Raw genomic sequence first — 23,364 nt, 5'->3', positions numbered from 1 at the left:
ATGAGCAATGCCGGCCAGGTCGACACCGTCGGCATGAGCTACCTCGACACGATCCCGCGCAAGGCGGTGACCGTGTACCTGCCGCTCGTGGTCTTCTTGATCGTGCTGCTGTTCCCGTTCTACTGGATGGCCATCACCTCGGTCAAGCCCGATGCCGAACTGCTCTCGCGCGAGGGCAATCCGTTCTGGGTGATCAACCCGACGCTCTCGCATTTCTACAAGCTGCTGTTCGAAACGTCGTACCCGCAGTGGCTGTGGAACACGGTGCTGGTGTCGGTGGTGTCGACCTTCGTGTCGCTCGCGGCCTCGGTATTCGCAGCGTATGCCATCGAGCGGCTGCGCTTCAAGGGATCGAAGCATGTGGGCCTCTCGATCTTCCTCGCGTACATGGTGCCGCCGTCGATCCTGTTCATTCCGCTCGCGAACGTGGTGTTCAACCTCGGCCTCTTCGACACGCGCTGGGCGTTGATCCTCACCTACCCGACCTTCCTCATTCCCTTCTGCACGTGGCTCTTGATGGGCTACTTCCGTTCGATCCCGGCCGAGCTGGAAGAGTGCGCGCTCATCGACGGCGCGAGCCGCTGGCAGATCCTCGTGAAGATCGTGCTGCCACTCGCGGTGCCCGGGCTCATCTCGGCGGGCATCTTCGCGTTCACGCTGTCGTGGAACGAGTTCATCTATGCGCTCACCTTCATCTCGTCGTCGGAGGTGAAGACGCTGCCGGTCGGCGTGGTGACCGAACTGGTGCAGGGCGACGTGTACCAGTGGGGGCCGCTCATGGCCGGCGCGCTGCTCGGCTCGCTGCCGGTGGCATTCATCTACTCGTTCTTCGTCGAGTACTACGTCTCGGGGATGACCGGGTCGGTCAAGGAATAAACAGCGCGCACGGCGCGCAGCGTCAGTTCCAGCGCGGAACGGCTTCGTCCTTGAGTTGCTGGCGCAGCACGTCGTAGTCGGGCACCACGCTTTCGACGGTTTCCCAGAAGCGGTGCGAATGGTCCATCACGCGCAGATGGGCCAGCTCGTGCGCCACCACGTAATCGATCACGGGCAGGCGGAAGTGAATGAGCCGCCAGTTGAGGCGAAGCGATCCGTCCGCACTCGCGCTGCCCCAGCGCGTGGCCGCATTCGACAGCGACAGCTTCTGCCAGCGCACGCCCAGCAGTGGCGCGAAGTGGTCGAGCCGCTCGATGAAGAGCTTGCGCGCCTGCCGCATGAGCCAGGCCTGCGCGGCATCGCGGATCTGAGAAGGCTCGGCGTTCTGCGCGACGGCCAGCCGCAGGATGCGCGGACCGCCCGCAACTTCGGCCTCGTCGAGCGTGCCGCCGACGCTGGCAAAGCCATGCTTCGGATCGAGCCGGATCACGACCGGCTCGCCCATGAACGGGAACGCAGCGCCGTCCTTCCACTCGATGCGCGTGGCTTCGACGCGCGCGTGGCGCTGCTGCGTTTCCTGCAGCTTGCGCAGAATCCAGTCGGCCTTCTCGCGCACCGCGGCATCGACATCGCGCAGCGCGACCCAGCGCGGCGCACGCACCGAGAGCCCGTCGGCGCCCACGAGAAAACCGATGGTCTTGCGTTTGCCGCGCTTGAATTCGTAGGCCACGCGTGCCGAGCCCAAGACGAGCTCGCGCGTGGCCTGCGGATGAATGAAGCTCGCGAGCGTCAGCGTGTCGCGCAATGGGATCGCGGGCAGCACAGGGCCGGTGTTCCTGATCTCTTCGGGCGCTGGCGGCGCGAAGGGCAACGGCGTCGCGACGGGCGGTGCAGCCTTGCGGACCTTCTTCGGGCGCGGCGCGGGCGGCTCGGGCTGTGCGAACTCGCTGCCCAGCCCCTCGAACAGGTCCATCGTGAACTGCAGCAGACCCTGCATCCGGCGTCCTCTGTTCTTTCTAGCGGTACGCCTCGGGATCGAGCCGGTGCATCTCCGCTTCGATCCAGGCTTCGACTTCGCGCATCAGCTCGTCGGGCTTGCGGCCCACGCTGGAAATCGCCGGTCCGATCGACACATCGACCACGCCCGGCCGCTTGATGAATGCCTTGCGCGGCCAGACCTTGGCCGAGGTGACGGCAATCGGAATCACCGGGACGCCGGTCTCGCAGGCCAGGCGCGTGCCGCCGCTCTTGTAGGTGCCCTTCTGGCCGCGCGGAATGCGCGTGCCTTCGGGGAACATGATGATCCAGATGCCCTGCGCGAGGAGCTTGCGGCCCTGGTTCACCACCTTGTTGAAGGCCTGCGCGCGCTGGCTGCGGTCGATGTGGATCATGTCCAGCCGCGCCATCGCCCAGCCGAAGAAGGGCACGTAGATCAGTTCCTTCTTGAACACGTAGGCCAGCGGATGCGGCATCAGCGTGGGCATGAGGAAGGTCTCGAGCGTGGACTGGTGCTTGACCAGCAGGATCGCGCCGGCGAGCTGGTCGGTCGGCAGGTTCTCCATGCCGGTCACGCGCGTCTTGATGCCCAGCAGCACGCGCGCGCCGCCGATGGCCCAGCTGAGCCATTGCTCGGCCATCCAATAGAGCGGAATGCCGCGCTTCCAGATCGAACTGACGCACATGATGATGCCCCACGGCACCACGGTGACAAGCATCCAGAGTGCGTGGAGAACGGAACGGATAAACGCCATCAGACAGCTACCTGGAGTGCAGCCCGCGCTTCGCGCGCAAGCAGGAAATCGACAAAGGCGGCGAGGTTCTCGTGAACCATCGTGTTCGCCGGATATTCGGGAGGCAGCGGATCCACACCGATGCAGGCCGCGCCCATGCCCGTGAGCAAAAGGTGCGGCTCGCAGCCGGCCGCCGCGCCCGCCTGCAGGTCGCGCAGGCTGTCGCCCGCGGTCGGCACGCCCTTGAGGTCGATGCCGTAGCGGTCGCCGATCTGCAGGAACAGGCCCGACTTCGGCTTGCGGCAATCGCAGTCTTCGTCGGGGCTGTGCGGGCAATAGAACACCGCATCGACCTTGCCGCCCACCGCCGCGAGCATCTTGTGCATCTTGGCGTGCATGGCATTGAGCGAAGCCATGTCGAACAGGCCGCGACCGAGGCCCGACTGGTTCGACGCGACCACCACATGCCACCCCGCGTGGTTGAGCCGCGCCACGGCTTCCAACGCACCGGGCAGCGGCGTCCACTCGATGTCGCTCTTCACGAAATCTTCGCGGTGCACGTTGATCGTGCCGTTGCGGTCGAGGATGACGAGTTTCATGGCGAGGCCACCGGTGGAGGAGTCGTCGAAGGGGTCAGACGGCCAGCCGCTCGAGCTGTGCCACGCGGTTCATCGCGGTGTGCAGCGACATCAGCAAGCCCAACCGGTTCAGGCGCAGGTCGGCCTGCTCGGCATTCACCATCACGCCGTCGAAGAAGGCATCGACCGGCTCGCGCAGCGCGGCCAGCGTCTGCAGTGAACCGGTGTAGTCGCCGGCTTCGAACTGCGCGTTGGCGGCGGGCACGACCTCGGCCATCGCGGCGTGCAGCGCCTTTTCGGCGGGCTCCTGCAGCAGCAGTTCGCTGACGTGCGCGTCGGCCTCGGGCGCCTTCTTCAGGATGTTGCCGATGCGCTTGTTGGCAGCGGCCAGCGCGGCGGCGGCGGGCAGTGCGGCGAAAGCGCGCACGGCGGCCAGCAGCTTGGGCACTTCGCCCAGGCGCTGCGGCAGCGGGGCCAGCACGGCGTCGACTTCCTGCGCGCTCGCGCCCTGCTCGCGCAGGCCGCCGGCGAGGCGGTCGAGGATGAAATCGCGCAGCTCGACCGTGGCCTTGCTGCTGTCGAAGCCGGCGATGTCCTTGAACTGCGCGGCGGCATCCTGCAGCAGGGCGTCGAGCCCCAGCGCGAGGTCTTTCTCGATCAGCATCCGGATCACGCCCAGCGCATGGCGGCGCAGCGCGAACGGGTCGCGGTCGCCGGTGGGCAGGTTGCCGATGCCGAACATGCCGACCAGCGTTTCGAGCTTGTCGGCCAGCGCGACCACGAGGCCCACGCTGTTGCGCGGCAGCTCGTCGCCGGCGAAGCGCGGCTTGTAGTGGTCTTCGATCGCATCGGCCACCGCGGCGTCGAGGCCGTCGTGCAGCGCGTAGTAGCGGCCCATCGTGCCTTGCAGCTCGGGGAACTCGCCGACCATGTCGGTCACCAGATCGGCCTTGGCCAGTTGGGCGGCCTGCGTGGCCTGTGCGGCGACCTTCGCATCGCCGAGCTTTTCTGCAATGCCGCGTGCGATGTGCATCACGCGCTGCACGCGTTCGCCCTGCGTGCCGAGCTTGTTGTGATAGACCACCTTGCCCAGCGACTCGACGCGCGAGGCCAGCGATTTCTTGCGGTCCTGGTCGAAGAAGAACTTGGCGTCGGCCAAGCGCGGGCGCACGACGCGCTCATTGCCTTCGATGACCGCGCTCGCGTCGTCGGGGCTGATGTTGCTGACGACCAGGAACTTGTTGGTCAGCTTGCTCGACGCGTCGAGCAGCGGAAAGTACTTCTGGTTGGCCTTCATCGTGAGGATGAGGCATTCCTGCGGCACTTCGAGGAACTCGCGCTCGAAGCTGCAGACCAGCACGTTGGGGCGTTCGACCAGCGCGGTCACTTCGTCGAGCAGCGCGTCGTCGTGGATCGGCACCGAGCCGCCGCCGACCTTGACCGCGGCCGCAGCGAGCTGGCGCGCGATTTCGGCGCGGCGCGCCTCGAAGCTCGCGATGACGGCGCCGTCGTCCTGCAGCTGCAACGCGTAGCTGTTGGCATCGCGCAGCACGACCGGATCGACCGCCGCCTCGAAGCGGTGGCCGTGCGTCTCACGGCCGGCTTTGAGGCCCAGCGCCTCGATGGGCACCACGGCATCGCCATGCAGCGCGACGAGGCCGTGCGCGGGGCGCACGAAGCTGACGCTGCTCCAGCCCGGGAGTTCGCAGCCGCTTTCGAGCTGGTAGCTCATCACCTTGGGAATCGGCAGCTTGGCAATCGCTTCGGCCAGCGCCTTCTGCAGGCCCTCGGCCAGCGTCGCGCCCTTGGCGGTGCTTTCGTAGAAGAGGGCTTCGGCCTTGCCGTCCATCGCGCGCTTCAAGCCGGGCACGACCGAGGCGTCGGCGCCGAGCGCGCCCAGGCGCTTGAGCAGCGCGGGCGTCGGCTGACCCGAGGCATCGAGCCCCACGGCCACGGGCATGAGCTTTTGCGAGACGGCCTTGTCGGCGGCGCGCTCGGCCACGTGCGTGAGGTGCGCGGCCAGGCGGCGCGGCGAGGCATACGCGATGAGCACCGAGCCGGCTTCGGCCAGGCCTTGCGCCACGAGTTGGTCGCGCAGCACGCCCGCGAAGGCGTCGCCGAGCTTCTTGAGGGCCTTGGGCGGCAGCTCTTCGACAAACAGTTCGACCAGCAGGGAGTTCTTGTTGTTCATGGGAGTCGTCGTCATCGCTCAGGCGGCTTTCTTCGGGGGCATCTGCGCAACCCATTCGCGCGGCGCCATCGGGAAGCCCAGGCGCTCGCGGCTGTCGTAGTAGCTCTGCGCCACGCTGCGCGCGAGGTTGCGGATGCGGCCGATGTAGGCCGCGCGCTCGGTCACGCTGATCGCACCGCGCGCGTCGAGCAGGTTGAAGCTGTGCGCAGCCTTGAGCACCTGCTCGTAGGCCGGCAGCGCGAGCTGTTCGGTCATGAGGTGCTTGGCCTGCTTCTCGTGCGCGTTGAAGGCGGTGAAGAGGAACTCGGCGTCGCTGTGCTCGAAGTTGTAGGTCGACTGCTCGACCTCGTTCTGCTTGTAGACGTCGCCGTAGCTCAGGCCCTCGGTCCAGGTCAGGTTGTAGACGTTGTCCACGCCCTGCAGGTACATCGCCAGGCGCTCGAGGCCGTAGGTGATCTCGCCGGTGATCGGCTTGCAGTCGATGCCGCCGACCTGCTGGAAGTAGGTGAACTGCGTCACCTCCATGCCGTTGAGCCAGACCTCCCAGCCCAGGCCCCAGGCGCCGAGCGTGGGGTTCTCCCAGTCGTCCTCGACGAAGCGGATGTCGTTCTTCTTCAGGTCGAAGCCCAGGGCTTCCAGCGAACCGAGGTACAGCTCCAGGATGTTGCTGGGCGCCGGCTTCAGCACGACCTGGTACTGGTAGTAGTGCTGCAGGCGGTTGGGGTTCTCGCCGTAGCGGCCGTCCTTGGGGCGGCGGCTGGGCTGCACGTAGGCCGCCTTCCAGGGTTCGGGGCCGAGGGCCCGGAGGAAGGTGGCGGTGTGCGAGGTGCCCGCGCCGACCTCCATGTCGTACGGCTGCAGCAGCGCGCAGCCCTGGTCGGCCCAGTACGACTGCAGTTTGAGAATGATTTGCTGGAAGTTCAACATGAAGCTGGCCGGCACGAGCCGGACATTTGGACGGTAGCGCGGCGATGCGCCGCGAAAGCGGACGATTTTACGGGCGGAGGGCAACTCTCCCACAGACGGGCGGGATGCCGGCCGCTCCCGCCGCCCGGCCGGGCATGAGACAACCACCGGCCGGCCGCACGCGGCAGCCCTCACACCGCAGCCCTTCACACGGCCCTTCCAGGCCCGCCTTTCCCCATTCCCACAGACATGCAACCGCCCCACATCGGCCCGAATGCCCCGTTCTTCATCGTGCTCAACGCCAGTTCCGGCAGCGAGAGCACCGCCGAGGCCCGCCAGGTCATCGAGGAAGGCCTTGCCGCGGCCGACCGCAAGCACCGCATCTTCCTGGTCGACGGCCCCGGCCGGTTGCAGGCACTGGCGCGCGAAGCCGTAGAGCGCGCCCGCGCCGTGGGCGGCGTGGTGGTGGCCGCGGGCGGCGACGGCACCATCAACGCGGTGGCGCAGGCCACGCTCGGCAGCGGCTGCGCCTTCGGCGTGCTGCCGCAGGGCACCTTCAACTACTTCAGCCGCACCCACGGCATTCCACGCGACACGGCAGAGGCGCTGAAGATCCTGCTGGCCGAGCAGCCGCGCGCCGTGCAGGTGGGGCTGGTCAACGACCGGGTGTTTCTCGTGAACGCCAGCATGGGCCTGTACGCCGAACTGCTGGAAGAGCGCGAGACCTACAAGGCGCGCTATGGCCGCAGCCGCTGGATCGCGTTCTTCGCGGGCCTGCTGACGGTGATGCGCGGCCGCCACCGGCACTGGAACCTGCGCATGGCCTGGCGCGGGCAGGAAAAGGACATCCGCACGCCGACCCTCTTCGTGGGCAACAACCCGCTGCAGTTGCTGCAGGTGGGCATCGAGCACGCCGATGCGCCCGAGCAGGGGCAGCTCGCGGCCATCGCGCTCAAGCCGGTCGGGGTGCTGGCCATGCCGGAGCTGCTGGTGCGCGGCGCGATGGGCCGGCTCGGACGCGCCGACCAGGTGCTGAGCTTTCCCTTCGAGTCGATGACGGTGAAAGCCGGCCGCCTGCGCGCGCCGCGCCGCGTGAAGGTGGCGACCGACGGCGAGATCGCATGGGCCGACATGCCGCTGCTGTTCCGCGTGTCGCCCGAGCCGCTGTGGCTGGTGAGACCCGACGTCGCGCCGGAGCTGGAGGCGGCCAAGCAATGACCCCCTGCCTGCTGCAGATCTCCGATCCGCATTTCGGCACCGAGCAGCCGGAGGTGCTGCGCGCGCTTGAGCGTTTCGCCGAGGCACTGGCGCCGCAGGTGGTGGTGATGTCGGGCGACATCACGCAGCGCGCCACGCGCGTGCAGTTCGCGGCGGCGCGCGCCTTCGTCGACCAGCTCGCGGCGCCCGCGAAGCTCGTCGTGCCGGGCAACCACGACATCCCGCTGTTCCAGCTCGCCGCACGCTGCTTCTCGCCCTACGGCCGGTACAGGGAAGCCTTCGGCGACGACCTGGAGCCGGTGTTCGAGTCCGACGAATGGCTGGTCGTCACCGTGAACACGACGCGCTGGTACCGGCACTCCGATGGCGTGGTATCGCCCGCGCAGGTCGAGCGGGTGGCGGCGCGCCTCGCGGCGGCCACGCCCTCGCAGCTGCGCGTGGTGGTGACGCACCAGCCGGTGATGGTCACGCGGCAGGAGGACATGACGAACCGCCTGCACGGACGCGAGCGGGCGGTGGCGCGCTGGTCCGAAGCCGGCGTCGACCTGATCCTGGGCGGCCACATCCATCTGCCCTATGTGCGCTCGCTGCACGACGCCTTCTCGGGCTGCAAGCGCACCGCATTCGCCGTGCAGGCGGGCACGGCGGTGTCGCATCGCGTGCGCGCCGGCTTTCCGAATTCGGTGAACGTGGTGCGCCTGGACATGGCCGGCGACGCGCGCGCCTGCCGCGTCGAACGCTGGGACTACGCGGCCGCCGGCAAAGCCTTCGAGTGCGCCAAAGTATTCCCGCTTTCGCTTGCCAGTGGCGCGACGCCCCCTTAGGGTCCTGCCGCATGCCCTTGGAATCCTCCTCACTTACCCCCCCTCTCGTTCTCCTCGCCCAGCAACTCGGCGCCCATGCGCTCGGCTGGTTCCTGTCGATCTGGACCGCGTCGGTGCTCGGCGCCGGCGCCATCTGCTGGACGCTGCAGCGCCGCCACTTCAAGGCCCGCGATGCAGAGGAGCCCAGCGAACCGCGCATTGCGCTCGGGCTCGCGGCGGGTTTCCTGCTGATCCTGGCGGCGGCGAGCGTGTTCGCCTGGATCGCCTCGAACCTTTCCGACGGGCATTCGATGGGCCTGGCCGACCAGGCGCTGGCCGATGCCATCGGCGCCCACGTGCCGTGGGCGGCGCTGGTCGCCTTCAGCTGGCTCACCCACCTCGGTGACTTCGCCTTTCTCGCACCGGTGTGCCTGGTGGTCGCCGCGGTGCTGTGGCGCCATGCGCATCGCGGCTTGGCGCTCGGCTGGGTGATGGCGCTCGGCGGCATCGTGCTGCTGAACCCCGCGCTCAAGCACATCTTCGAGCGGGCGCGGCCGGTGCATGACCACGGGCTGGCGTTCGAGACGAGCTACAGCTTCCCGAGCGGACACAGCGCGGGCGCGATCGTGAGTTACGGAATGCTGCTGTACTTGGCGCTGCGCACGCTGCCTGCGCGCTGGCATGTGCCGGCGGCCATGGCAGCCGTGGGCGCCATCCTGACCATCGCATGCAGCCGCATTTTTCTGCAGGTGCACTTTGCGAGCGATGTGGCGGCCGGCCTGCTGACCGGCTTCGCCTGGCTGCTCGTGTGCGTGAGCAGCCTGGAATACGCGCGGCATCGCAAACAGCAGCGCGCGCCGGCCTGAGCATCGCTTCGGCGTCTTCGCCAGAAACACCGCGGAACCGGCTTTGCCGGGCCGCAGGTGTTGCCCCCGGAAGGGGGTAGGAGGCTACGCGAAGCGAGCAAGCCTGGGGGAGATCAATACTCCCAGAAGATCCGCTGCAGTTCCTTGGTGTTGCTGGTCTTGGTCAAGGCCACCATCGCCAGGATGCGCGCCTTCTGCGGACGCAGGTCGTGCGCCACCACCCAGTCGTACTTGTCGTCGGGCTGCTCGGCGTTGCGGATCACGAAGCCGTCGGGCACGCGCGAGCTGCGGATCACGATCACGCCGTCGGTGCGCGCCTTCTGCAGGTTCGGAACGATCCGGTCGGCCACCGAGCCGTTGCCCGTGCCGCCGTGGACGAGCGCCTTGGCGCCGCTCCTGGCGATCGCGTCGATGGCCACCGACGACACGCCTTCGTAACCCATCGCGATCTCGACCGGCGGCAGCGCGTTGATGCTGTCGATGTCGAACTCGGAGTTCATGGTGTGGCGCTTGACCGGCGCACGGAACCAGTAGTTCTTGCCCTCGACGATCATGCCCAGCGGACCCCACTGGCTGGAGAACGCGCTGGTCTTGATGTTGACGTTCTTGCTCACGTCGCGGCCGCTGTCGATGTTGTCGCCCATCGTCACCAGCACGCCCTTGCCCACGGCGTCCTTGCTGCCCGCCACGTTGACCGCGTCGTACAGGTTGAGCGCGCCGTCGGCCGAAAGGGCCGTGCCGGGACGCATCGAACCGACCACGACGATTGGCTTGTTGGTGTGCACCGTCAGGGTCAGGAAATAGGCGGTTTCTTCCAGCGTGTCGGTGCCGTGGGTGATGACGATGCCGTCCACGTCCGATTGCTTCGAGAGCGCCGAGACGCGCTTGGCGAGCGTCAGCAGGTTGTCGTTGGTGAGGCTTTCCGATGCGACCTGGAACACCTGCTCGCCGCGCACGTTGGCGACCTTCGCGAGCTCGGGCAGGCCGGCGATGAGCTTGTCGACGCCGACCTTGGCGGCTGCGTAGGTGGCGCTGTTGACGGCCGAGGCGCCGGCACCGGCGATGGTGCCGCCGGTGGCGAGGATCACCACGTTGGGCAGTTGCTGTGCTTGCGCGAGTGCGCTGGCGGCCAGCAGGGCGGCGCCTGCGGCGAAGGCCCTGAAACGGGGAGAGAGGTACATGGAAGACTCCTTGGTCTGAGGTGAATTTCTGGAAGCGGCGAGGAAGATACATGAACCATGCCCGCCTGCGCCCCGCTGCCATGCCGGCACGGCATGCGGCCATGCGCCATGGGATTACCATCGGCCGGGCGCCCCGCCAACGCTTTCAGCATGACCTCCGACACCGCCGCCCTGCCCTCCTCCACCGCCCAGGAAATGCCCGCCCCCGAGGGCCCGCTGTCGCGCGCACGCCCGGGGCGCGAGCGCATCATGGCCGCCATCCGCACCGCGGCGGTCGCCGAGTTCAGCCTGCATGGCTTGAAGGGCACCTCGACCCAGGCCATCGCCGCGCGCGCCGGCCTCACCAAGCCCCAGCTGCACTACTACATCGCCGGCAAGGAAGAGCTCTACGAAGAGCTGCTGATGCAGGTGCTGCACGCCTGGAAGGTGGTGTTCTCGTTCGAGGATGCGAGCGACCCGGCCACCGTGCTGGGCGACTACATCAGAAAGAAGCTGGACCACGCCATCGACAGCCCCGAGATGTCGCGCATCTTCACCCGCGAGATCCTCGACGGCGGCCGCAACCTCGACCGCTACTGGCCCAATGCCCGGGCCTGGACGCAGAAGAAGGTGGACATCATCAACGGCTGGATCGCGCGCGGGCAGATGCGCCCGCTCGATGCGCGCATCCTCCTCATGCACATCTGGGCCATGACCCAGAGCTACGCCGACTACGCGATCCAGACGCGCGTGATGCTCGGCCTGCCGCCCGATGCGCCGATCGACCGCGAACCCATCGCGCGCGAACTGGTGGCCTTCGTGCTGGGCGGCTGCGGCATCAAGACGACGCCTTGACCTCCCAGGCGCGGCCTGTCGGGTCCGCCATCGCGAGCCGCACCATTTCGATGAAGCGGCGCAGGCGCGCGGGCTGGAAGCGCGCGGGTGAATAGGTCAGGTACACCGGCAGCGGCACCGCATGCCATTGCGGCGCGAGCTGCACCAGCCGGCCCGCCGCGATGTCGTCGTTCATGAGCCAGGCCGAGCCGATGCAGGCGCCCAGCCCCATGGCCGCCGCGCTGTGCAGCGCATAGAGGCTGTCGGTGCTCAGGCAGGGGCGAATCGGCACCCGCGCGATCTCGCCGCTCGGCCGGTGCGTGAGCTGCACCTCGTTGCGATAGAAGGTGCGCAGCGCGAGCCACGGCAGCTCGGCCAGCTCCGACGCGTGCGTGGGCGGCTTGCGCCCTTCCAGCACCGACGGCGCGGCGACCACCACGCGCGGCACCTCCGAGAGCTTGATGGCCACGGCCATGGTGTCGGTCACCTCGCCGACCTGGATCGCGCAATCGACGCCCTCGGCGATGAAGTCGGGCCGGCGGTCGTGCAGCAGCCATTCGACGGACACCCGCGGATAGGCGCGCAGGTAATCGGCCAGCGGGCCGACCAGCAGCCGCTGCCCCAGCGCATGCGGCGCCACCACGCGCAGCGTGCCTTCGGGCTCGTCGCCCACGCCGCGCAGGTCCGCCTCGAAGGCGCGCCAGTTGGCGATCAGCTCCTTGGCGCGCTCGTAGCAGCGCTCGCCGTCCTCGGTGAGCTTCATGGCGTGCGTGGAGCGGCGCAGCAGCCGCACGCCCAGCGAGCGCTCCAGTGCCTGCAGCCGGCGGCTCACGGTGGGCTGGGTCGCGTCCATCCGCAGTGCGGCGGCCGAGAGGCTGCCGGCTTCGACGATGTGGACGAAGGTCTGCATCAGCTCGATGCGGTCGGCGGCGGGGGGTGAATGGGGCATTTCCTGGCTCTTTATGCGCGTCTCGTATAGACATTGTGCGACTCGCGGGGCTACCAAGTCACTCCTGAGAGGAGCACATTTCAGCCCTAGCCAGAAAACCAAGGGTTATCACCATGTCTTCCATTCAATCAATGCATGCCCCCGCAGGCACCGCAACAGACGGCCATGCGCTGCCGACCTCGCTGGTCCTGCTGCTGGCCACCGGCGCCGGCCTGTCGGTGGCGTCGCTCTACTACGCGCAGCCGATGCTCGGCGTGCTGGGCGCCGACATCGGCGCCTCCCCCCGCGCGGTCGGCTTCATCCCCACGCTGACGCAGCTGGGCTACGCGCTCGGCATCCTGCTGCTGGCGCCGCTGGGCGACCGCTTCGACCGGCGCCGCATCGTGCTGATCAAGGCAGCCGCCCTGTGCACCGCGCTGCTGGTGGCCGGCGCCGCGCCGTCGATCGGCGTGCTGCTCGCGGCCAGCCTCGCCATCGGCCTGGCGGCCACGATGGCGCAGGACATCGTGCCCGCCGCAGCCGCGCTGGCACCCGAAGCCTCGCGCGGCAAGACCGTCGGCACGGTGATGACCGGGCTGCTGCTGGGCATCCTGCTGTCGCGGGTGGTGAGCGGCTTTGTGGCCGAGCATTTCGGCTGGCGCGCGATGTTCATCGCGGCGGCGGCCAGCATCGCGCTCATCGGCGCGGCCGCCTGGCGCGGGCTGCCGCGCTTCCGGGCGACCACGCACTTGGCCTACGGCGCGCTGCTCGGTTCGCTGGGCACGCTGTGGTCGCGCCATGGCGCGCTGCGCCGCGCCGCATTGGCGCAGGCGCTGCTGGCGGTGGGCTTCAGCGCGTTCTGGTCGACGCTGGCGGTGATGCTGCATGGCGCGCCCTTCCACCTCGGCAGCGCCGCGGCCGGCGCCTTCGGCCTGGCCGGCGCGGCGGGTGCGCTCGCGGCGCCGCTGGCCGGGCGCCTCGCCGACCGGCGCGGGCCTCAGTTGGTGACGCGCCTGGGCGCCGGGCTCGCCGTGGTGTCGTTCGCCGCGATGGGCCTCGCGCCGCTGATGACGCCGCATGCGCAGCTCTGGCTGCTGGCGCTGGCGGCCGTCGGCTTCGACCTCGGCATGCAGGCCACGTTGATCGCGCACCAGACCATCGTCTACGGCATCGAGCCCGGCGCGCGCAGCCGGCTGAATGCGGTGCTGTTCACCAGCATGTTCATCGGCATGGCGGCGGGCTCGGCGCTCGGCGCCCTCTCCCTGGCGCAATGGGGCTGGGCCGGCGTGACCTGGCTGGCGACGGGCACGGCGGCCGCGGCGCTGGCCGTGCGGCTGCTGCCCGCGCCCCGCAAGCCCTGAGCCAGCCCGCGCCGACGCCTCAGTCGGCGCAGCGGAAAGAGGCCGCGAGGTTCACGTCGCCCGCACCCTTGTACTGCGGCCACTTCGGGTAGTCGCACAGCGGCCGGGTGCGGCCGGGGACGCCCGCCGTGTCGGTCGTCACCTGCGCCGTGGGGGCGGCGCCCTTCTCGGCCCATTGCTCGAGGGCGGTGAGCGAGTCCCAGGTCGCATTGAAGACGCTGCTCACCGCATGGCCGAGGCCCGCGACCTCGTAGTACCGAACGAACGAGTCGACCTCCGCAAGCCCCAGCCGCGATTGCAGCCGCTGGTAGTACTGCTCGGTGGCACGCGTGCTCACCAGCACGTCGGCCAGGCCGTGGGCCAGCAGCAGCTTGCCGCCGCGCGCCTTGAACGCCGAGATGTCGGTGCTGACGTCCAGCTGCGTGCTCAGCGCGCTGATGCGGTTGGCCCATGGGCCGGCGTTCTCCGGATCGAGCGAGAGCGAGTCGTAGAGCGGATCTCGCGTCACCGAGTACTTGATCCACTGGTCGGTCAGCACGCTGACGTAGGGCGCGGTCGCGGGCATCGGCCGCCCCGGCTGCGAGGTGCCGAATGCAAGGAAGGTCACCACCGGCTCCAGCGGCGAGGGCCAGGTGGTGATACCCAGGTCCGCGCCCCACACGTTGTAGCCCGGGTACTGCGTCTCGCCGCTCGCGAGCAGGTAATTGAAGTTGGTCGGCGTGTCGATGGTCTTCAGTGCTGCGATCTGCGCATCCGAGAGGCAGGTGTTGCCGGTGTCGGCGCCGCCCGCGCAGCGCACCGGAACGCCGGCCAGCGTGGCCGTCGACGGATCGAAGCGCGCGTTGCAGAGGTTCTGGTTGCTGATGAGGCCGTCGGTGGCGCCATCGAGCGCATCGCACGCCTCCATTGCGGCCTTGTAGAGCACCTCGCGCTTCGGCACATTGGGGTAGGCGCCCGGCTGCGCGAGCGCGCGGCTCATGCGGTGCCCGGCCAGCAACGCCGACGCATCGTTCCACGCCGGGTACCACGCGATCGCGCCGTCCCAGTCCGCGGGCCAGCGCTGGATCGCGGTCACCGCCTCGCGCCCACCCGTCGAGCCGCCGGCGAAATACGCCTTCACCGGGCTCGCGGCGTAGCGTGCCTTCACCAGCGACAGCGCCACGTCGTGCACCTTCTTGAGCACGTCGCCGCCGAAGTTGCGCACGGCCTCGTCGTTCAGGCCGAAGGAGCCGTCCTGCGAACCGAGTGCGTTGGCCTGGTGGCCGGAGTCGCTCGCGAAGGTGGCGTAGCCGCGGCCGAGCGGCGTGGGCTGGTCGACGGGGCCGTTGGGCACATTGCCCTTCACGTTCGGGATCGTGCCGTTGAACCCGCCGCCGCCGAACATGACGACCTTCTGGTTCCAGCGCGTGGGCAGCGCCAACTGGAAGAGGATGTTGGGCGCAGCCGGATCGACCGGCGCGATCTTGCCCGCGACCTCGCAGTACTCGGGCACGGCGGCCGCGCCGCTTCCGCTCGCGGCCACGGTCTTGACGGACGTGACGGTGGCGCCGGAGGTGGGCAGGCCGATGGCCGACGCGGCAACGGCCATGCCCTGCAGCTGGTCGCAGGTGAGCGCCGCAGGCTGCGAAGGCGGCGGCGGAGAAGCCGGTGGCGGCGACGCGGGCGGTGGCGCGGCCGGGGGCAGGGTCACGAACGGGAAGCCGCCGCCACTGCCGCCCCCACCGCAGCCGGCGAGCATGGCCGTCGCTGCGAGGCAGGCTGCGGCCATCAGGGCCAGGTCTCTGTTGCTGGATTTCATGGGTCTGTCTCCGATGCCTTTGTGAGTTGCGTACACGGCCTTCTTTCGAGGCCCGACAAAGTCTCGCGCGCGCCCCTCTCGAATCCAATGTGCGAACCCGACATCGGCGGGGCACATCCGATGTGGTGCCCCCATGCAGTGAAAACCCTCGCCGCGCGCTTTGTTCGGGTTACGCGCCGGGCAGCGCCATCTCGATGCCGGCCTTGGAAAGCTCCAGCTGGTATTGCTCGAACCCCGTGCCGGGCACGCGCTCGTCCTGGCGGTCGAGGATCTCGTCCATGCGCGAACGGATGTGCGCCACCGGGTCTTCCGCGTCGCCGATGAAGATGCCCTGCGTCATCGTGATGTTCGCGCTCTCGAAGCTGCCGGCGCCCGCGAGCAGGATGGTGCGTGTCGGCGCGTCCTCGCCGACGAGTGCGACGAGCCCCGGGCTCACGTTGTCCGGCGCGAGCCGGGCCAGCGCTTCGGGCGGCAGCACGCCTTCGGTCATGGCCGTCGCCGCCGTGGGCGCGAGGCAGTTCACGCGAATGTTCTGCTTCGCGCCTTCGAGCGCCAGCGTCTGCATGAGGCCCACGAGTGCCATCTTCGCGGCGCTGTAGTTCGACTGGCCGAAGTTGCCGTACAGGCCCGACGAAGAGGTCGTCATCACGATGCGCCCGTAGCGGCGCTCGCGCATGTGCTCCCACACCGCCTTCACGCAATGGACGGTGCCCATCAGGTGCACGTCCATCACGCGCCGGAAATCGTCGAGCGACATCTTGGAGAAGGTCTTGTCGCGCAGCACGCCCGCGTTGTTCACGAGGATGTCGATGCGGCCCCATTCGCCGATGGCGCGCGCGGCCATCTGCTCCATCTGCGCGAAATCGGTGACGTCGCCGCCGTCCGCGATGGCCAGGCCTCCGGCCCGCACGATCTCGTCGGCCACCGCGCGCCCCGGCGAGCCTTCGTGCCGGCCCGCCACGTCGTTGACCACGACGCGCGCGCCATGCCGGGCGAGCGCCATCGCATGCGCCTTGCCCAGGCCGCTGCCGGCCCCCGTGACGATGGCCACGCGGCCGTCCAAGAACTTCTTCATTGCTACTCCTGATTGATATGAATGGCTTGCCGGTGCCGGGCGTTCAGAACGCGACCGCGTCGCGGCCCTTCAGGCCCAGCATCGCGCGCGCCTCGTCGGGCGTGGCGATCTCGAGCGAGAGCTCTTCCAGAATCCGGCGGATCTTTCTCACCTGCTCGGCGCACGACTTCGCAAGCTGCCCCTTGGCGAGGTAGAGACTGTCTTCGAGGCCCACGCGCACGTTGCCGCCCATCACCGCGCCCATGGTCAGAAGCGGCATCTGGTGGCGGCCCGCGCCGAGGATCGAGAAGCGGTAGCCGTCGCGCCCGAAGAGGCGGTCGGCGGTGGTGCGCATCACCACGAGGTTTTCCGGGTCCGGCCCGAGGCCGCCCAGGATGCCGTAGATGCTCTGGATGAAGAGCGGCCCCTTGATCAAGCCTTCGTCCACGAAATGCGCGAGGTTGTAGAGATGGCCCACGTCGTAGCACTCGAACTCGAAGCGCGTGCCGCAGTCATCGCCCAGCACTTTCAGGATGTGCTTGATATCGCGGAAGGTGTTGCGAAAGATCAGGTCCTCCATGCCCTCGACGTACGGCTTCTCCCAGTCGTGCTTCCACTCGGCGATGCGCCGCGCGGCCGGGTGGATCGAGAAGTTCATCGAGCCCATGTTCAGGGAGCACATCTCCGGCTTGGCCTGCAGCGGATAGGCCAGGCGCTCCTCCAGCGTCATGCGCGTGCTGCCGCCGGTCGTGATGTTGATGACCGCGTCGGTGGCATCGCGGATGCGGGGCACGAAGGCATCGAAGATCTTCGGATCTGCCGAGGGCCGGCCGTCCTTCGGGTCGCGCGCATGCAGATGCAGGATGGCGGCGCCGGCCTCCGCGGCCTCGATGGCCTGCTCGGCGATCTGGTCGGGCGTGAGTGCCAGGTGCTCGGACATCGTCGGCGTGTGGACCGAACCGGTGACCGCGCATGAAATGATGACCTTGTCTTGGGTTGTTGTCGTTGCCATGTGGAGGTTCGCAGCGGTGAATGAAAAGGAGAAAAGAGTCAGACCGCGAGCCACTCGGCCACGAGCTTCTCGTCGGCCGTCAGTTCCTGCGGCGTTCCCTCGAAGACGATGCGCCCGTGCCCCATCACGCACACGCGCGTGGAGACCTTCAGCGCAATGGCCAGCTTCTGCTCGACCAGCACGACAGAGACGCCCTTGCGGTGCATGTCGCGGATGCATTCGGCCACCTGCGCGACGATCTTGGGCGCGAGGCCCTCGGTGGGCTCGTCGATCAGCAGCACCAGCGGATTGCCCAGCAGCGAGCGGCACATGGTGAGCATCTGCTGCTCGCCGCCGGACATGCTGCCGGCCTTGGTGTTGCGGCGCTCCTTGAGTCGCGGGAAGTAGTCGAACATCTCCTCGATGCGCCAGCGATGCGCGCCGGGCACGGGCGTCTGCTCGCCCATGCGCAGGTTCTCGTCGACCGTGAGATTGGCGAACACCTCGCGCTCTTCGGGCACGTAGCCGATGCCCGCGCGGCAGATGGCGTAGGGCCTTGCGCCCGCGAGTTCGCGGCCCTGAAGCCGGATGTGGCCGGAGGTCGGCGTGACCAGCCCCATCACGGCCTTCATCGTGGTCGAGCGCCCTGAGCCGTTGCGGCCGAGCAGGCTCACGACCTCGTTGCGCGCGACCTGCAGGTTCACGCCATGCAGGATGTGGCTCTTGCCGTAGTGGGCGTGCAGGTCTTCGACGTGCAGCAGGGTTTCGGCGGCGGCGCTCATGCGGCCACCTCCTCGCCCAGGTAGGCTTCCTTCACGCTCGCGTTGGCGCGGATCTCGTCGGGCGTGCCGGTCGCGATCACCTGGCCGTAGACCAGCACGCTGATGCGGTCGCTGAGCGAGAACACCACGTCCATGTCGTGCTCCACGAGCATCAGCGCGCGCCCTTTGGTCACTTCGAGGATCAGCTCGGCGGTGTAGTGCGTTTCCTCGTTCGACATTCCAGCCATCGGCTCGTCCAGGAGGATCACCTTCGGGTCGGAGGCGAGCGTCATCGCGATCTCGAGCGAGCGCTGCTCGGAGTACGCCATCTCGCCGGCGATCGTGCCCGCCCGGCTTGTCAGCCGCACCAACTCCAGCAGCCGGTACGTTTCTTCGCGGACGCGCCGGTCACTGTCGACGAATTTCCAGAACGCGTACGCGAGCCCGTGCGGGCGCATCACCGCGAGGCGGATGTTCTCGAAGACGGTGAGTTTCGGAAAGATGTTGGTGATCTGGAACGAGCGCGCGAGGCCCAGCCGGTTGATCGCCTGCGGCGTGCGGCCGCCGATGGAATGCCCGTCGAAATGGACCGTGCCGGCACTCGGCGCGAGGTGCCCCGAGATGAGATGAAAGAGCGTGGACTTGCCCGCGCCGTTCGGGCCGATGAGCGCATGCCTTTCGGTGCCGAGCAGGTCGAGGTCCACGCCGCGCATGATTTCCGTCGGGCCGAAGGACTTGCGCAGCCCGCGAATGCTGAGGATCGGATCGCTCATGCGGCACCTCCCGCGCGCTCGGTGGCCTGCTTGAGGTGCCGCTGCCCGATCCACGCGAGCAAAGCGCCCGCACCGATGAGCACCACCGGCACCGCCCACGTCGCCACTGCCGTCGGCGACCAGGCGCGCGCGAGCAGCGTGACCGGCGGCCAGGCACCGCCCGCGGCGAGCTTGGCCATCGCGCGGTAGTCCTGCGAGAAGATGCGCTGCAGCATCTCGACTGCGAACGCGCCGCCCATGCTCAGCAGCACGGCAGCGGCGATGGACAGCAGCACCAGCGGCACCAGGCGCGCCATGCCGATGCTTTGGCGCAGTCGCCCGGTGGTGCCGATGAGACCGGCGAGCCCCGAGGGCATGAACATCATCACGAGCACGAACAGGATGCCCTGGTAGAGCAGCCACGACTGCGTGAGGTCGGAGACGGCGTAGCCGAAGAAGGTCATGAGCGCCGCGCCGAACGCGGGGCCGAGGAACACCTTCACGCCGCCGATGTAGGTGTTGAGAACGACCGCGGCCGAGAGCGCTGGATCGAACACCACGTAGTTCGCCGATTCGTTCGACACCACCTGCAGGCCGCCCGCGATGCCCGAGAACATCGCCGAGATCGCGAACACCAGCATGCCCAGGCCGTGCACGTTGTAGCCGAGGAAGCGCAGCCGGTGGCTGTTTTCGCGCAGCCCGTAGGCGAGCCGGCCCATCGGCGTGCGCGTGAAGAGATACAGCAGCAACACCGACAGCAGCACCCACGCGAGCGTGAGGTAGTACACCTGCGTGGTCGATCCGAAATCGAGGCCCCATGCCGGCATGCGCATGGTGGACACGCCGGCCTCGCCGCCGAAGAGGCCCTTGAGGTGCGGCGCGAGCGAGTGCACCAGCTCGGCGATGGCGAGCGTGATCATTGCGAAGTAGGTGCCGGTGCGCTTGGTTGCGAACCAACCGGCGATGCCGCCGAAGAGGAGGCCGCAGGCGGCGCCCGCGAGCGGCATCAGGGGCGTGGGCAGGAGGCCCGCGCCGCCGATGGCATTCATCGCATGCACGGTGCCGAACGCGCCGACACCGAAGTAGGCCGCATGCCCGAACGACAGCATGCCGGCCTGGCCGCACAGCAGGTTGTAGGCGCTCGCGAACAGCGCGGCGATGAGCATCTGGATGGCCGCGTTCAGCAGCCCCTGCGACAGCAGGAAAGGCAGCGCGGCGAGCGCCGCGACGCCCGCGAGGACGAGGAGAAGAGCCGTCTTCATCGCGTCACGCCTTCTCGCCCATGAGCCCGCTGGGCCGCACGAGCAGGATCAGCAGCATCAGCGCGAAGGGAATGGTCGCGGACAGGCTGGAGATCTTCAGCGTCATCAGGCCGCCCACGCTCGTGGCCCATTCGCCTGCGCCGAAGAGCGCAAACAGGTCGGCCAGACTCCGGTCCACGCCGACGGCCAGCGAGGTGACGACGCCGATCAGCAGCGAAGCAAGCATCGCTCCGCCGAGCGAGCCCAGCCCACCGACCACGACCACCACGAACACCATCACGCCGAGTTCGAGCGCCATGTTCGGGTTCGTCGTGTAGAACGCGCCGGCCACAGCGCCCGCGAGACCCGCGAGCGCCGCGCCCACGCCGAAGACGCCCATGAAGACCAGCGGCACGTTGTGGCCCAGCGCCTCCGCCATGCGCGGCTTGTAGATGGCCGAGCGCACCACGATGCCCACGCGCGTGCGCGTCAGCAGCAGGTAGATGACCACGAACATCGCGATGGCGATGCCGCCCATCAGGAGGCGGTACACCGGGTACTGCGCGCCGCCGACGGTGAAGGCCGACACATCGAGCGCTGCGGGAATCCGGTAGTCGACCGGGAAGTTGCCGAAGAAGAGCTTGATCGATTCGGCCACGATGAACGAGAGGCCGAACGTCAGGAGCAGCTCATGCGCATGCCCGTGGTGGTGCACCCGCCGCAGGAAGAAGCGCTCGACCACCACGCCGACCAGCCCCACGAGCACCGGCGAGACGACCAGCGCGAGCCAGAAGCCGATGGCGCCCTGCAGCGTGTACGCGAAGTACGCCCCGAGCATGTAGAACGAGGCGTGCGCGAAATTGAGCACGCCCATCATTCCGAAGATGAGCGTGAGCCCGGCCGACACCATGAACAGCAGCAAGCCGTAGATGACGCCGTTCATGAGGGAAACGATGATCTGGTCCATAGGTTTTCTCGGGAGCAGCCGAAGCTGCGCCGGCCGGAGCGCCTTCGCCTCGCCGGCCTGGTGAAGGTTCAGGAAATGCGCGGGCTCAGCCGGGCCGCTTCATCGCGCAGCTGGCCTGCGCGGGCGTCGAGGCTTCCTGCGCGGTGAAGCGCTTGACCGGCTTGAAGCCCATGTCGGTGTCGTCGACCTTGAACTTCGCATCCTTGGTGACCGTGGACACGACCATCGGCAGCTGCGCCTGGTGGTCCGCTGCGCGCATGCTCATGTCGCCCATCGGGGTCTTGATGGTGGTGGCCTCCAGCGCCTTCGCGAACGCGTTCACATTGAGCGCGCCGCCATCGGGCTTGGTGCGCTTCAATGCATCGGCCACCATGGCCATGCCGAAGACGGTCTGCGGCTCGATGAACACAGGCACATGGCCGGTCTTGGCCTTGTAGTCGTTGACGAAGCGCTCGCCTTCGGCGCCGCCCGCCTCGGGGTTGAAGGTCTGCACGACGAAGTGCCCGACGGCCAGGTCGCCGGCATTGGCGAGGTTGCCCGGCTGGTCGAGGTAGACCGTGCCGAAGCGCGCCTTCAGGCCCGCCGACTTCGAGGCCTTCATCAGAAGCAGCAGGTCGTTCGACCAGTTGCCCGTGAGCACCGAGTCGGCCTTCGACGCAGCGATCTTCGCGACGTAGGGCGCGAAGTCCTGCACCTTGTTGACGTCGTGCAGCGTCTTCTCGACCACCTGGTAGCCGCCCGCCGCCGCGTTGTCGGCGATGGCCTTCTCCATGTCCTGGCCCCAGGAGTAGTTCTGGTTGATCGAATAGACCTTGGTGCCCAGCGCATTGGCCTGCTTCATCGCGCTCACGAGCGCCTTGGTGCGCACCTGCGGATCGCCGCCGAAGCGGAAGTGGTGGAAGTTGCACTTCTCGCCGGTGAGCTCCAGCGCCTCGGCGCCGACGTTCAGGTAGACCATCTCCTTGCCGGGATTGCGCAGGTTGTACTTGCGGATGTCTTCGGTGATCTGCCCGCCGATGGCCGACGAGGCGCCCTGCACGATGAGCTGCACGCCGTCGGCGGCGGCCGCCTTGAGCTTGTCGGCCGCACCCGCGGGGCCGCCTTGGTTGTCGTACTCCAGAAGCTGCACCGGCTCGCCGTTCCAGCCGCCCGCGGCGTTGATCTGGTCGATCGCATAGCGAACGGCCGCGCGGTAGGCCTGGCCCGACGAGGCCTGCGGACCCGAGAGCGTTTCGAGCACGCCGATCTTGACCGGCGCGGCCGATGCCGTCGATGCGGCGCCGCAAAGAAGGCCCACCGCGGGAACGAGGGCGAAGGCGAGTGCGTTGAACTTGTGCATTGATGTCTCCATGCTTTTTATGAAAAGGAAATCGAAAGGGATGCAGCGGCCGCGCCCGGAGCGCTCAGAGGTATTCCATGTTCCCGTCGACGCTGATCGCCTGTCCGGTCAGGTTGCGCGCCGCGGGCGAAGAGAGAAAAAGCGCCATGGCCGCCACGTCGTCCAGCGTGACCATGCGGCGCAGCGAGATCTTCTGCAGGTACTGCGCGCGCATCGCTTCCACCGACACGCCCGCGGTCGCCGCGCGCGCGCCGATCACGCTGTTCATGCGCTCGCCTTCCACCGTGCCCGGAAGGATCGCGTTGACGCGCACGCCGTGCGGGCCGAGCTCGATCGCCAGCGATTTCATGAGGCCCACGATGGCCCACTTGGTGGCGGCATACGGCGTGCGAAACGCATAGCCGAGCCGGCCCGCAACCGAGCTCATCGCAATGAGGCACGGGTTCTGCGTGGACTGCCGGAGCAAGGGCACGGCGCGCTGCGCGAAATAGAACTGGCTGTTGAGGTTCACGGCCACCGTGCGCTCCCAGTCGCCGCGGCTCAGGTCCTGGATCGCGCCGGTCGGCCCGGCAATGCCGACATTGCTGACCAGCACGTCCAGCCCGCCGAGCGCGCCCTGCACGTCGTCGAAGACGAGGTCGACGTCGTCGGGCACCGAGGCATCCGCCATGCTCGAGGTGATCTCGGGCGCCTCGACGGCCAGGCGGTCGAGGGCGCCGCGGTCGATGTCGCACACATGCACGCGCGCGCCGGTTTCGCGGAAGGCGCGGGCAACGGCCGCGCCGATGCCGGAGCCGCCCGCGGTGACCAGCACGCGCAGGCCGGGCGCGGGCCGCAGTGAATCGATGATGCTCATGGGATGTGTCGTGATGTCTCGTGTGAACGGTTCGGCCCGGCAAGTGTCCGGAAGCCCCTTGCCGAAACCTATGTGCGGCAAACACACATCCGACGCCCGTGCGATGTGATCCATGGCGCATGCGGCGCGCAGCCGCGCGAACTAGGGCTTGGGC

22 protein-coding genes are annotated in these 23,364 nt (G+C 68.3%); 6 read left to right on the top strand and 16 right to left on the bottom strand.

The annotated features are described in order from the left end of the window. Complete coding sequence (locus QFZ83_RS00220; protein ID WP_013543745.1) at positions 1-876, top strand: carbohydrate ABC transporter permease; 876 nt, start codon at positions 1-3, stop codon at positions 874-876. 22 nt (positions 877-898) lie between these two features. Here the strand turns inward: QFZ83_RS00220 and QFZ83_RS00215 are convergent, their stop codons facing one another. Genes QFZ83_RS00215 through glyQ form a run of 5 tightly spaced genes read right to left on the bottom strand, consistent with a single transcriptional unit; the run spans position 899 to position 6,302 of the window. Then, on the bottom strand, positions 899-1,873 hold the full coding sequence (locus tag QFZ83_RS00215; protein WP_013543746.1) for a M48 family metallopeptidase: 975 nt from the start codon (positions 1,871-1,873) through the stop codon (positions 899-901). 19 nt (positions 1,874-1,892) lie between these two features. Next, on the bottom strand, positions 1,893-2,627 hold the full coding sequence (locus QFZ83_RS00210; protein WP_013543747.1) for a 1-acyl-sn-glycerol-3-phosphate acyltransferase: 735 nt from the start codon (positions 2,625-2,627) through the stop codon (positions 1,893-1,895). After that, a complete protein-coding gene (gene gmhB / locus QFZ83_RS00205) occupies positions 2,627-3,205 on the bottom strand; it encodes a D-glycero-beta-D-manno-heptose 1,7-bisphosphate 7-phosphatase (protein WP_013543748.1) in 579 nt (192 codons plus the stop codon). The genes QFZ83_RS00210 and gmhB overlap by 1 nt, the downstream gene beginning before the upstream one ends. A gap of 34 nt (positions 3,206-3,239) precedes the next feature. Continuing rightward, the gene (glyS, locus tag QFZ83_RS00200; RefSeq protein ID WP_307512595.1) at positions 3,240-5,375 is read right to left on the bottom strand and encodes a glycine--tRNA ligase subunit beta; all 2,136 of its coding nucleotides are present in this window, start codon (positions 5,373-5,375) and stop codon (positions 3,240-3,242) included. Between the two features lie 18 nt (positions 5,376-5,393). Then, entirely contained in the window at positions 5,394-6,302 is a 909-nt protein-coding gene (gene glyQ, locus QFZ83_RS00195; RefSeq protein ID WP_307501264.1) for a glycine--tRNA ligase subunit alpha, read from the bottom strand. Positions 6,303-6,530: 228 nt separating this feature from the next. Between glyQ and QFZ83_RS00190 the strand changes: the two genes are divergently transcribed. From QFZ83_RS00190 to QFZ83_RS00180, 3 genes are read left to right on the top strand one after another with little or no spacing between them, the layout of a single operon-like run. Continuing rightward, entirely contained in the window at positions 6,531-7,499 is a 969-nt protein-coding gene (locus QFZ83_RS00190) for a diacylglycerol kinase family protein (RefSeq protein WP_307501261.1), read from the top strand. Further along, positions 7,496-8,323: a metallophosphoesterase gene (locus QFZ83_RS00185; RefSeq protein WP_307501258.1), complete on the top strand. Its 828-nt coding sequence runs from the start codon at positions 7,496-7,498 to the stop codon at positions 8,321-8,323. The genes QFZ83_RS00190 and QFZ83_RS00185 overlap by 4 nt, the downstream gene beginning before the upstream one ends. A gap of 11 nt (positions 8,324-8,334) precedes the next feature. Continuing rightward, on the top strand, positions 8,335-9,168 hold the full coding sequence (locus QFZ83_RS00180; protein WP_307501256.1) for a phosphatase PAP2 family protein: 834 nt from the start codon (positions 8,335-8,337) through the stop codon (positions 9,166-9,168). 113 nt (positions 9,169-9,281) lie between these two features. Here the strand turns inward: QFZ83_RS00180 and QFZ83_RS00175 are convergent, their stop codons facing one another. Then, positions 9,282-10,349, bottom strand: coding sequence for an asparaginase (locus QFZ83_RS00175; RefSeq protein ID WP_307501254.1), 1,068 nt, complete (start codon positions 10,347-10,349; stop codon positions 9,282-9,284). A gap of 150 nt (positions 10,350-10,499) precedes the next feature. Between QFZ83_RS00175 and QFZ83_RS00170 the strand changes: the two genes are divergently transcribed. Then, positions 10,500-11,183 carry a TetR family transcriptional regulator C-terminal domain-containing protein gene (locus QFZ83_RS00170; RefSeq protein WP_307501251.1) on the top strand — a complete coding sequence of 228 codons (684 nt, stop codon included), beginning with the start codon at positions 10,500-10,502 and terminating at the stop codon, positions 11,181-11,183. On the opposite strand, the gene QFZ83_RS00165 is transcribed toward QFZ83_RS00170, so the two are convergent. Continuing rightward, the gene (locus QFZ83_RS00165) at positions 11,167-12,111 is read right to left on the bottom strand and encodes a LysR family transcriptional regulator (protein WP_307501249.1); all 945 of its coding nucleotides are present in this window, start codon (positions 12,109-12,111) and stop codon (positions 11,167-11,169) included. The genes QFZ83_RS00170 and QFZ83_RS00165 overlap by 17 nt on opposite strands. Before the next feature lie 113 nt (positions 12,112-12,224). Between QFZ83_RS00165 and QFZ83_RS00160 the strand changes: the two genes are divergently transcribed. Beyond that, positions 12,225-13,451: an MFS transporter gene (locus QFZ83_RS00160; RefSeq protein WP_307501246.1), complete on the top strand. Its 1,227-nt coding sequence runs from the start codon at positions 12,225-12,227 to the stop codon at positions 13,449-13,451. Between the two features lie 19 nt (positions 13,452-13,470). Here QFZ83_RS00160 and QFZ83_RS00155 read toward each other — a convergent pair whose 3' ends face one another. The 9 genes from QFZ83_RS00155 to QFZ83_RS00115 all read right to left on the bottom strand — a co-directional run bounded on the left by QFZ83_RS00155 (position 13,471) and on the right by QFZ83_RS00115 (position 23,210). Further along, the gene (locus tag QFZ83_RS00155) at positions 13,471-15,249 is read right to left on the bottom strand and encodes a tannase/feruloyl esterase family alpha/beta hydrolase (protein WP_307501243.1); all 1,779 of its coding nucleotides are present in this window, start codon (positions 15,247-15,249) and stop codon (positions 13,471-13,473) included. A gap of 169 nt (positions 15,250-15,418) precedes the next feature. Further along, entirely contained in the window at positions 15,419-16,324 is a 906-nt protein-coding gene (locus tag QFZ83_RS00150) for an SDR family NAD(P)-dependent oxidoreductase (RefSeq protein WP_307501240.1), read from the bottom strand. A gap of 43 nt (positions 16,325-16,367) precedes the next feature. Beyond that, entirely contained in the window at positions 16,368-17,315 is a 948-nt protein-coding gene (locus QFZ83_RS00145; RefSeq protein ID WP_307501236.1) for a 3-keto-5-aminohexanoate cleavage protein, read from the bottom strand. 38 nt (positions 17,316-17,353) lie between these two features. Continuing rightward, positions 17,354-18,076, bottom strand: a complete 723-nt coding sequence (locus QFZ83_RS00140; protein ID WP_307501234.1) for an ABC transporter ATP-binding protein — start codon at positions 18,074-18,076, stop codon at positions 17,354-17,356. Beyond that, complete coding sequence (locus QFZ83_RS00135) at positions 18,073-18,828, bottom strand: ABC transporter ATP-binding protein (protein WP_307501232.1); 756 nt, start codon at positions 18,826-18,828, stop codon at positions 18,073-18,075. The genes QFZ83_RS00140 and QFZ83_RS00135 overlap by 4 nt, the downstream gene beginning before the upstream one ends. Then, a complete protein-coding gene (locus tag QFZ83_RS00130) occupies positions 18,825-20,069 on the bottom strand; it encodes a branched-chain amino acid ABC transporter permease (protein WP_307501230.1) in 1,245 nt (414 codons plus the stop codon). Before QFZ83_RS00130 ends, QFZ83_RS00135 begins: the two co-directional genes overlap by 4 nt. 4 nt (positions 20,070-20,073) lie before the next feature. Beyond that, positions 20,074-21,015 carry a branched-chain amino acid ABC transporter permease gene (locus tag QFZ83_RS00125; RefSeq protein ID WP_307501228.1) on the bottom strand — a complete coding sequence of 314 codons (942 nt, stop codon included), beginning with the start codon at positions 21,013-21,015 and terminating at the stop codon, positions 20,074-20,076. 85 nt (positions 21,016-21,100) lie between these two features. Continuing rightward, positions 21,101-22,354, bottom strand: a complete 1,254-nt coding sequence (locus tag QFZ83_RS00120; protein WP_307501225.1) for a branched-chain amino acid ABC transporter substrate-binding protein — start codon at positions 22,352-22,354, stop codon at positions 21,101-21,103. Positions 22,355-22,418: 64 nt separating this feature from the next. Beyond that, complete coding sequence (locus tag QFZ83_RS00115) at positions 22,419-23,210, bottom strand: SDR family oxidoreductase (protein ID WP_307501222.1); 792 nt, start codon at positions 23,208-23,210, stop codon at positions 22,419-22,421. Between the last annotated feature and the right edge of the window lie 154 nt (positions 23,211-23,364).

The organism is Variovorax sp. W1I1, assembly GCF_030815625.1.
Lineage (GTDB): Bacteria > Pseudomonadota > Gammaproteobacteria > Burkholderiales > Burkholderiaceae_C > Variovorax > Variovorax paradoxus_C.
Note: the sequence above shows the minus strand (reverse complement) of the source record. Positions and strands in the feature narration are given on the sequence as shown.

Bases quoted from the DNA above. Each gene is read 5' to 3' on its own strand.
- QFZ83_RS00220 (WP_013543745.1), top strand. From the start codon at position 1: ATGAGCAATGCCGGCCAGGTCGACACCGTCGGCATGAGCTACCTCGAC.
- QFZ83_RS00215 (WP_013543746.1), bottom strand. From the start codon at position 1,873: ATGCAGGGTCTGCTGCAGTTCACGATGGACCTGTTCGAGGGGCTGGGC.
- QFZ83_RS00210 (WP_013543747.1), bottom strand. From the start codon at position 2,627: ATGGCGTTTATCCGTTCCGTTCTCCACGCACTCTGGATGCTTGTCACC.
- gmhB (WP_013543748.1), bottom strand. From the start codon at position 3,205: ATGAAACTCGTCATCCTCGACCGCAACGGCACGATCAACGTGCACCGC.
- glyS (WP_307512595.1), bottom strand. From the start codon at position 5,375: ATGAACAACAAGAACTCCCTGCTGGTCGAACTGTTTGTCGAAGAGCTG.
- glyQ (WP_307501264.1), bottom strand. From the start codon at position 6,302: ATGTTGAACTTCCAGCAAATCATTCTCAAACTGCAGTCGTACTGGGCC.
- QFZ83_RS00190 (WP_307501261.1), top strand. From the start codon at position 6,531: ATGCAACCGCCCCACATCGGCCCGAATGCCCCGTTCTTCATCGTGCTC.
- QFZ83_RS00185 (WP_307501258.1), top strand. From the start codon at position 7,496: ATGACCCCCTGCCTGCTGCAGATCTCCGATCCGCATTTCGGCACCGAG.
- QFZ83_RS00180 (WP_307501256.1), top strand. From the start codon at position 8,335: ATGCCCTTGGAATCCTCCTCACTTACCCCCCCTCTCGTTCTCCTCGCC.
- QFZ83_RS00175 (WP_307501254.1), bottom strand. From the start codon at position 10,349: ATGTACCTCTCTCCCCGTTTCAGGGCCTTCGCCGCAGGCGCCGCCCTG.
- QFZ83_RS00170 (WP_307501251.1), top strand. From the start codon at position 10,500: ATGACCTCCGACACCGCCGCCCTGCCCTCCTCCACCGCCCAGGAAATG.
- QFZ83_RS00165 (WP_307501249.1), bottom strand. From the start codon at position 12,111: ATGCCCCATTCACCCCCCGCCGCCGACCGCATCGAGCTGATGCAGACC.
- QFZ83_RS00160 (WP_307501246.1), top strand. From the start codon at position 12,225: ATGTCTTCCATTCAATCAATGCATGCCCCCGCAGGCACCGCAACAGAC.
- QFZ83_RS00155 (WP_307501243.1), bottom strand. From the start codon at position 15,249: ATGAAATCCAGCAACAGAGACCTGGCCCTGATGGCCGCAGCCTGCCTC.
- QFZ83_RS00150 (WP_307501240.1), bottom strand. From the start codon at position 16,324: ATGAAGAAGTTCTTGGACGGCCGCGTGGCCATCGTCACGGGGGCCGGC.
- QFZ83_RS00145 (WP_307501236.1), bottom strand. From the start codon at position 17,315: ATGGCAACGACAACAACCCAAGACAAGGTCATCATTTCATGCGCGGTC.
- QFZ83_RS00140 (WP_307501234.1), bottom strand. From the start codon at position 18,076: ATGAGCGCCGCCGCCGAAACCCTGCTGCACGTCGAAGACCTGCACGCC.
- QFZ83_RS00135 (WP_307501232.1), bottom strand. From the start codon at position 18,828: ATGAGCGATCCGATCCTCAGCATTCGCGGGCTGCGCAAGTCCTTCGGC.
- QFZ83_RS00130 (WP_307501230.1), bottom strand. From the start codon at position 20,069: ATGAAGACGGCTCTTCTCCTCGTCCTCGCGGGCGTCGCGGCGCTCGCC.
- QFZ83_RS00125 (WP_307501228.1), bottom strand. From the start codon at position 21,015: ATGGACCAGATCATCGTTTCCCTCATGAACGGCGTCATCTACGGCTTG.
- QFZ83_RS00120 (WP_307501225.1), bottom strand. From the start codon at position 22,354: ATGCACAAGTTCAACGCACTCGCCTTCGCCCTCGTTCCCGCGGTGGGC.
- QFZ83_RS00115 (WP_307501222.1), bottom strand. From the start codon at position 23,210: ATGAGCATCATCGATTCACTGCGGCCCGCGCCCGGCCTGCGCGTGCTG.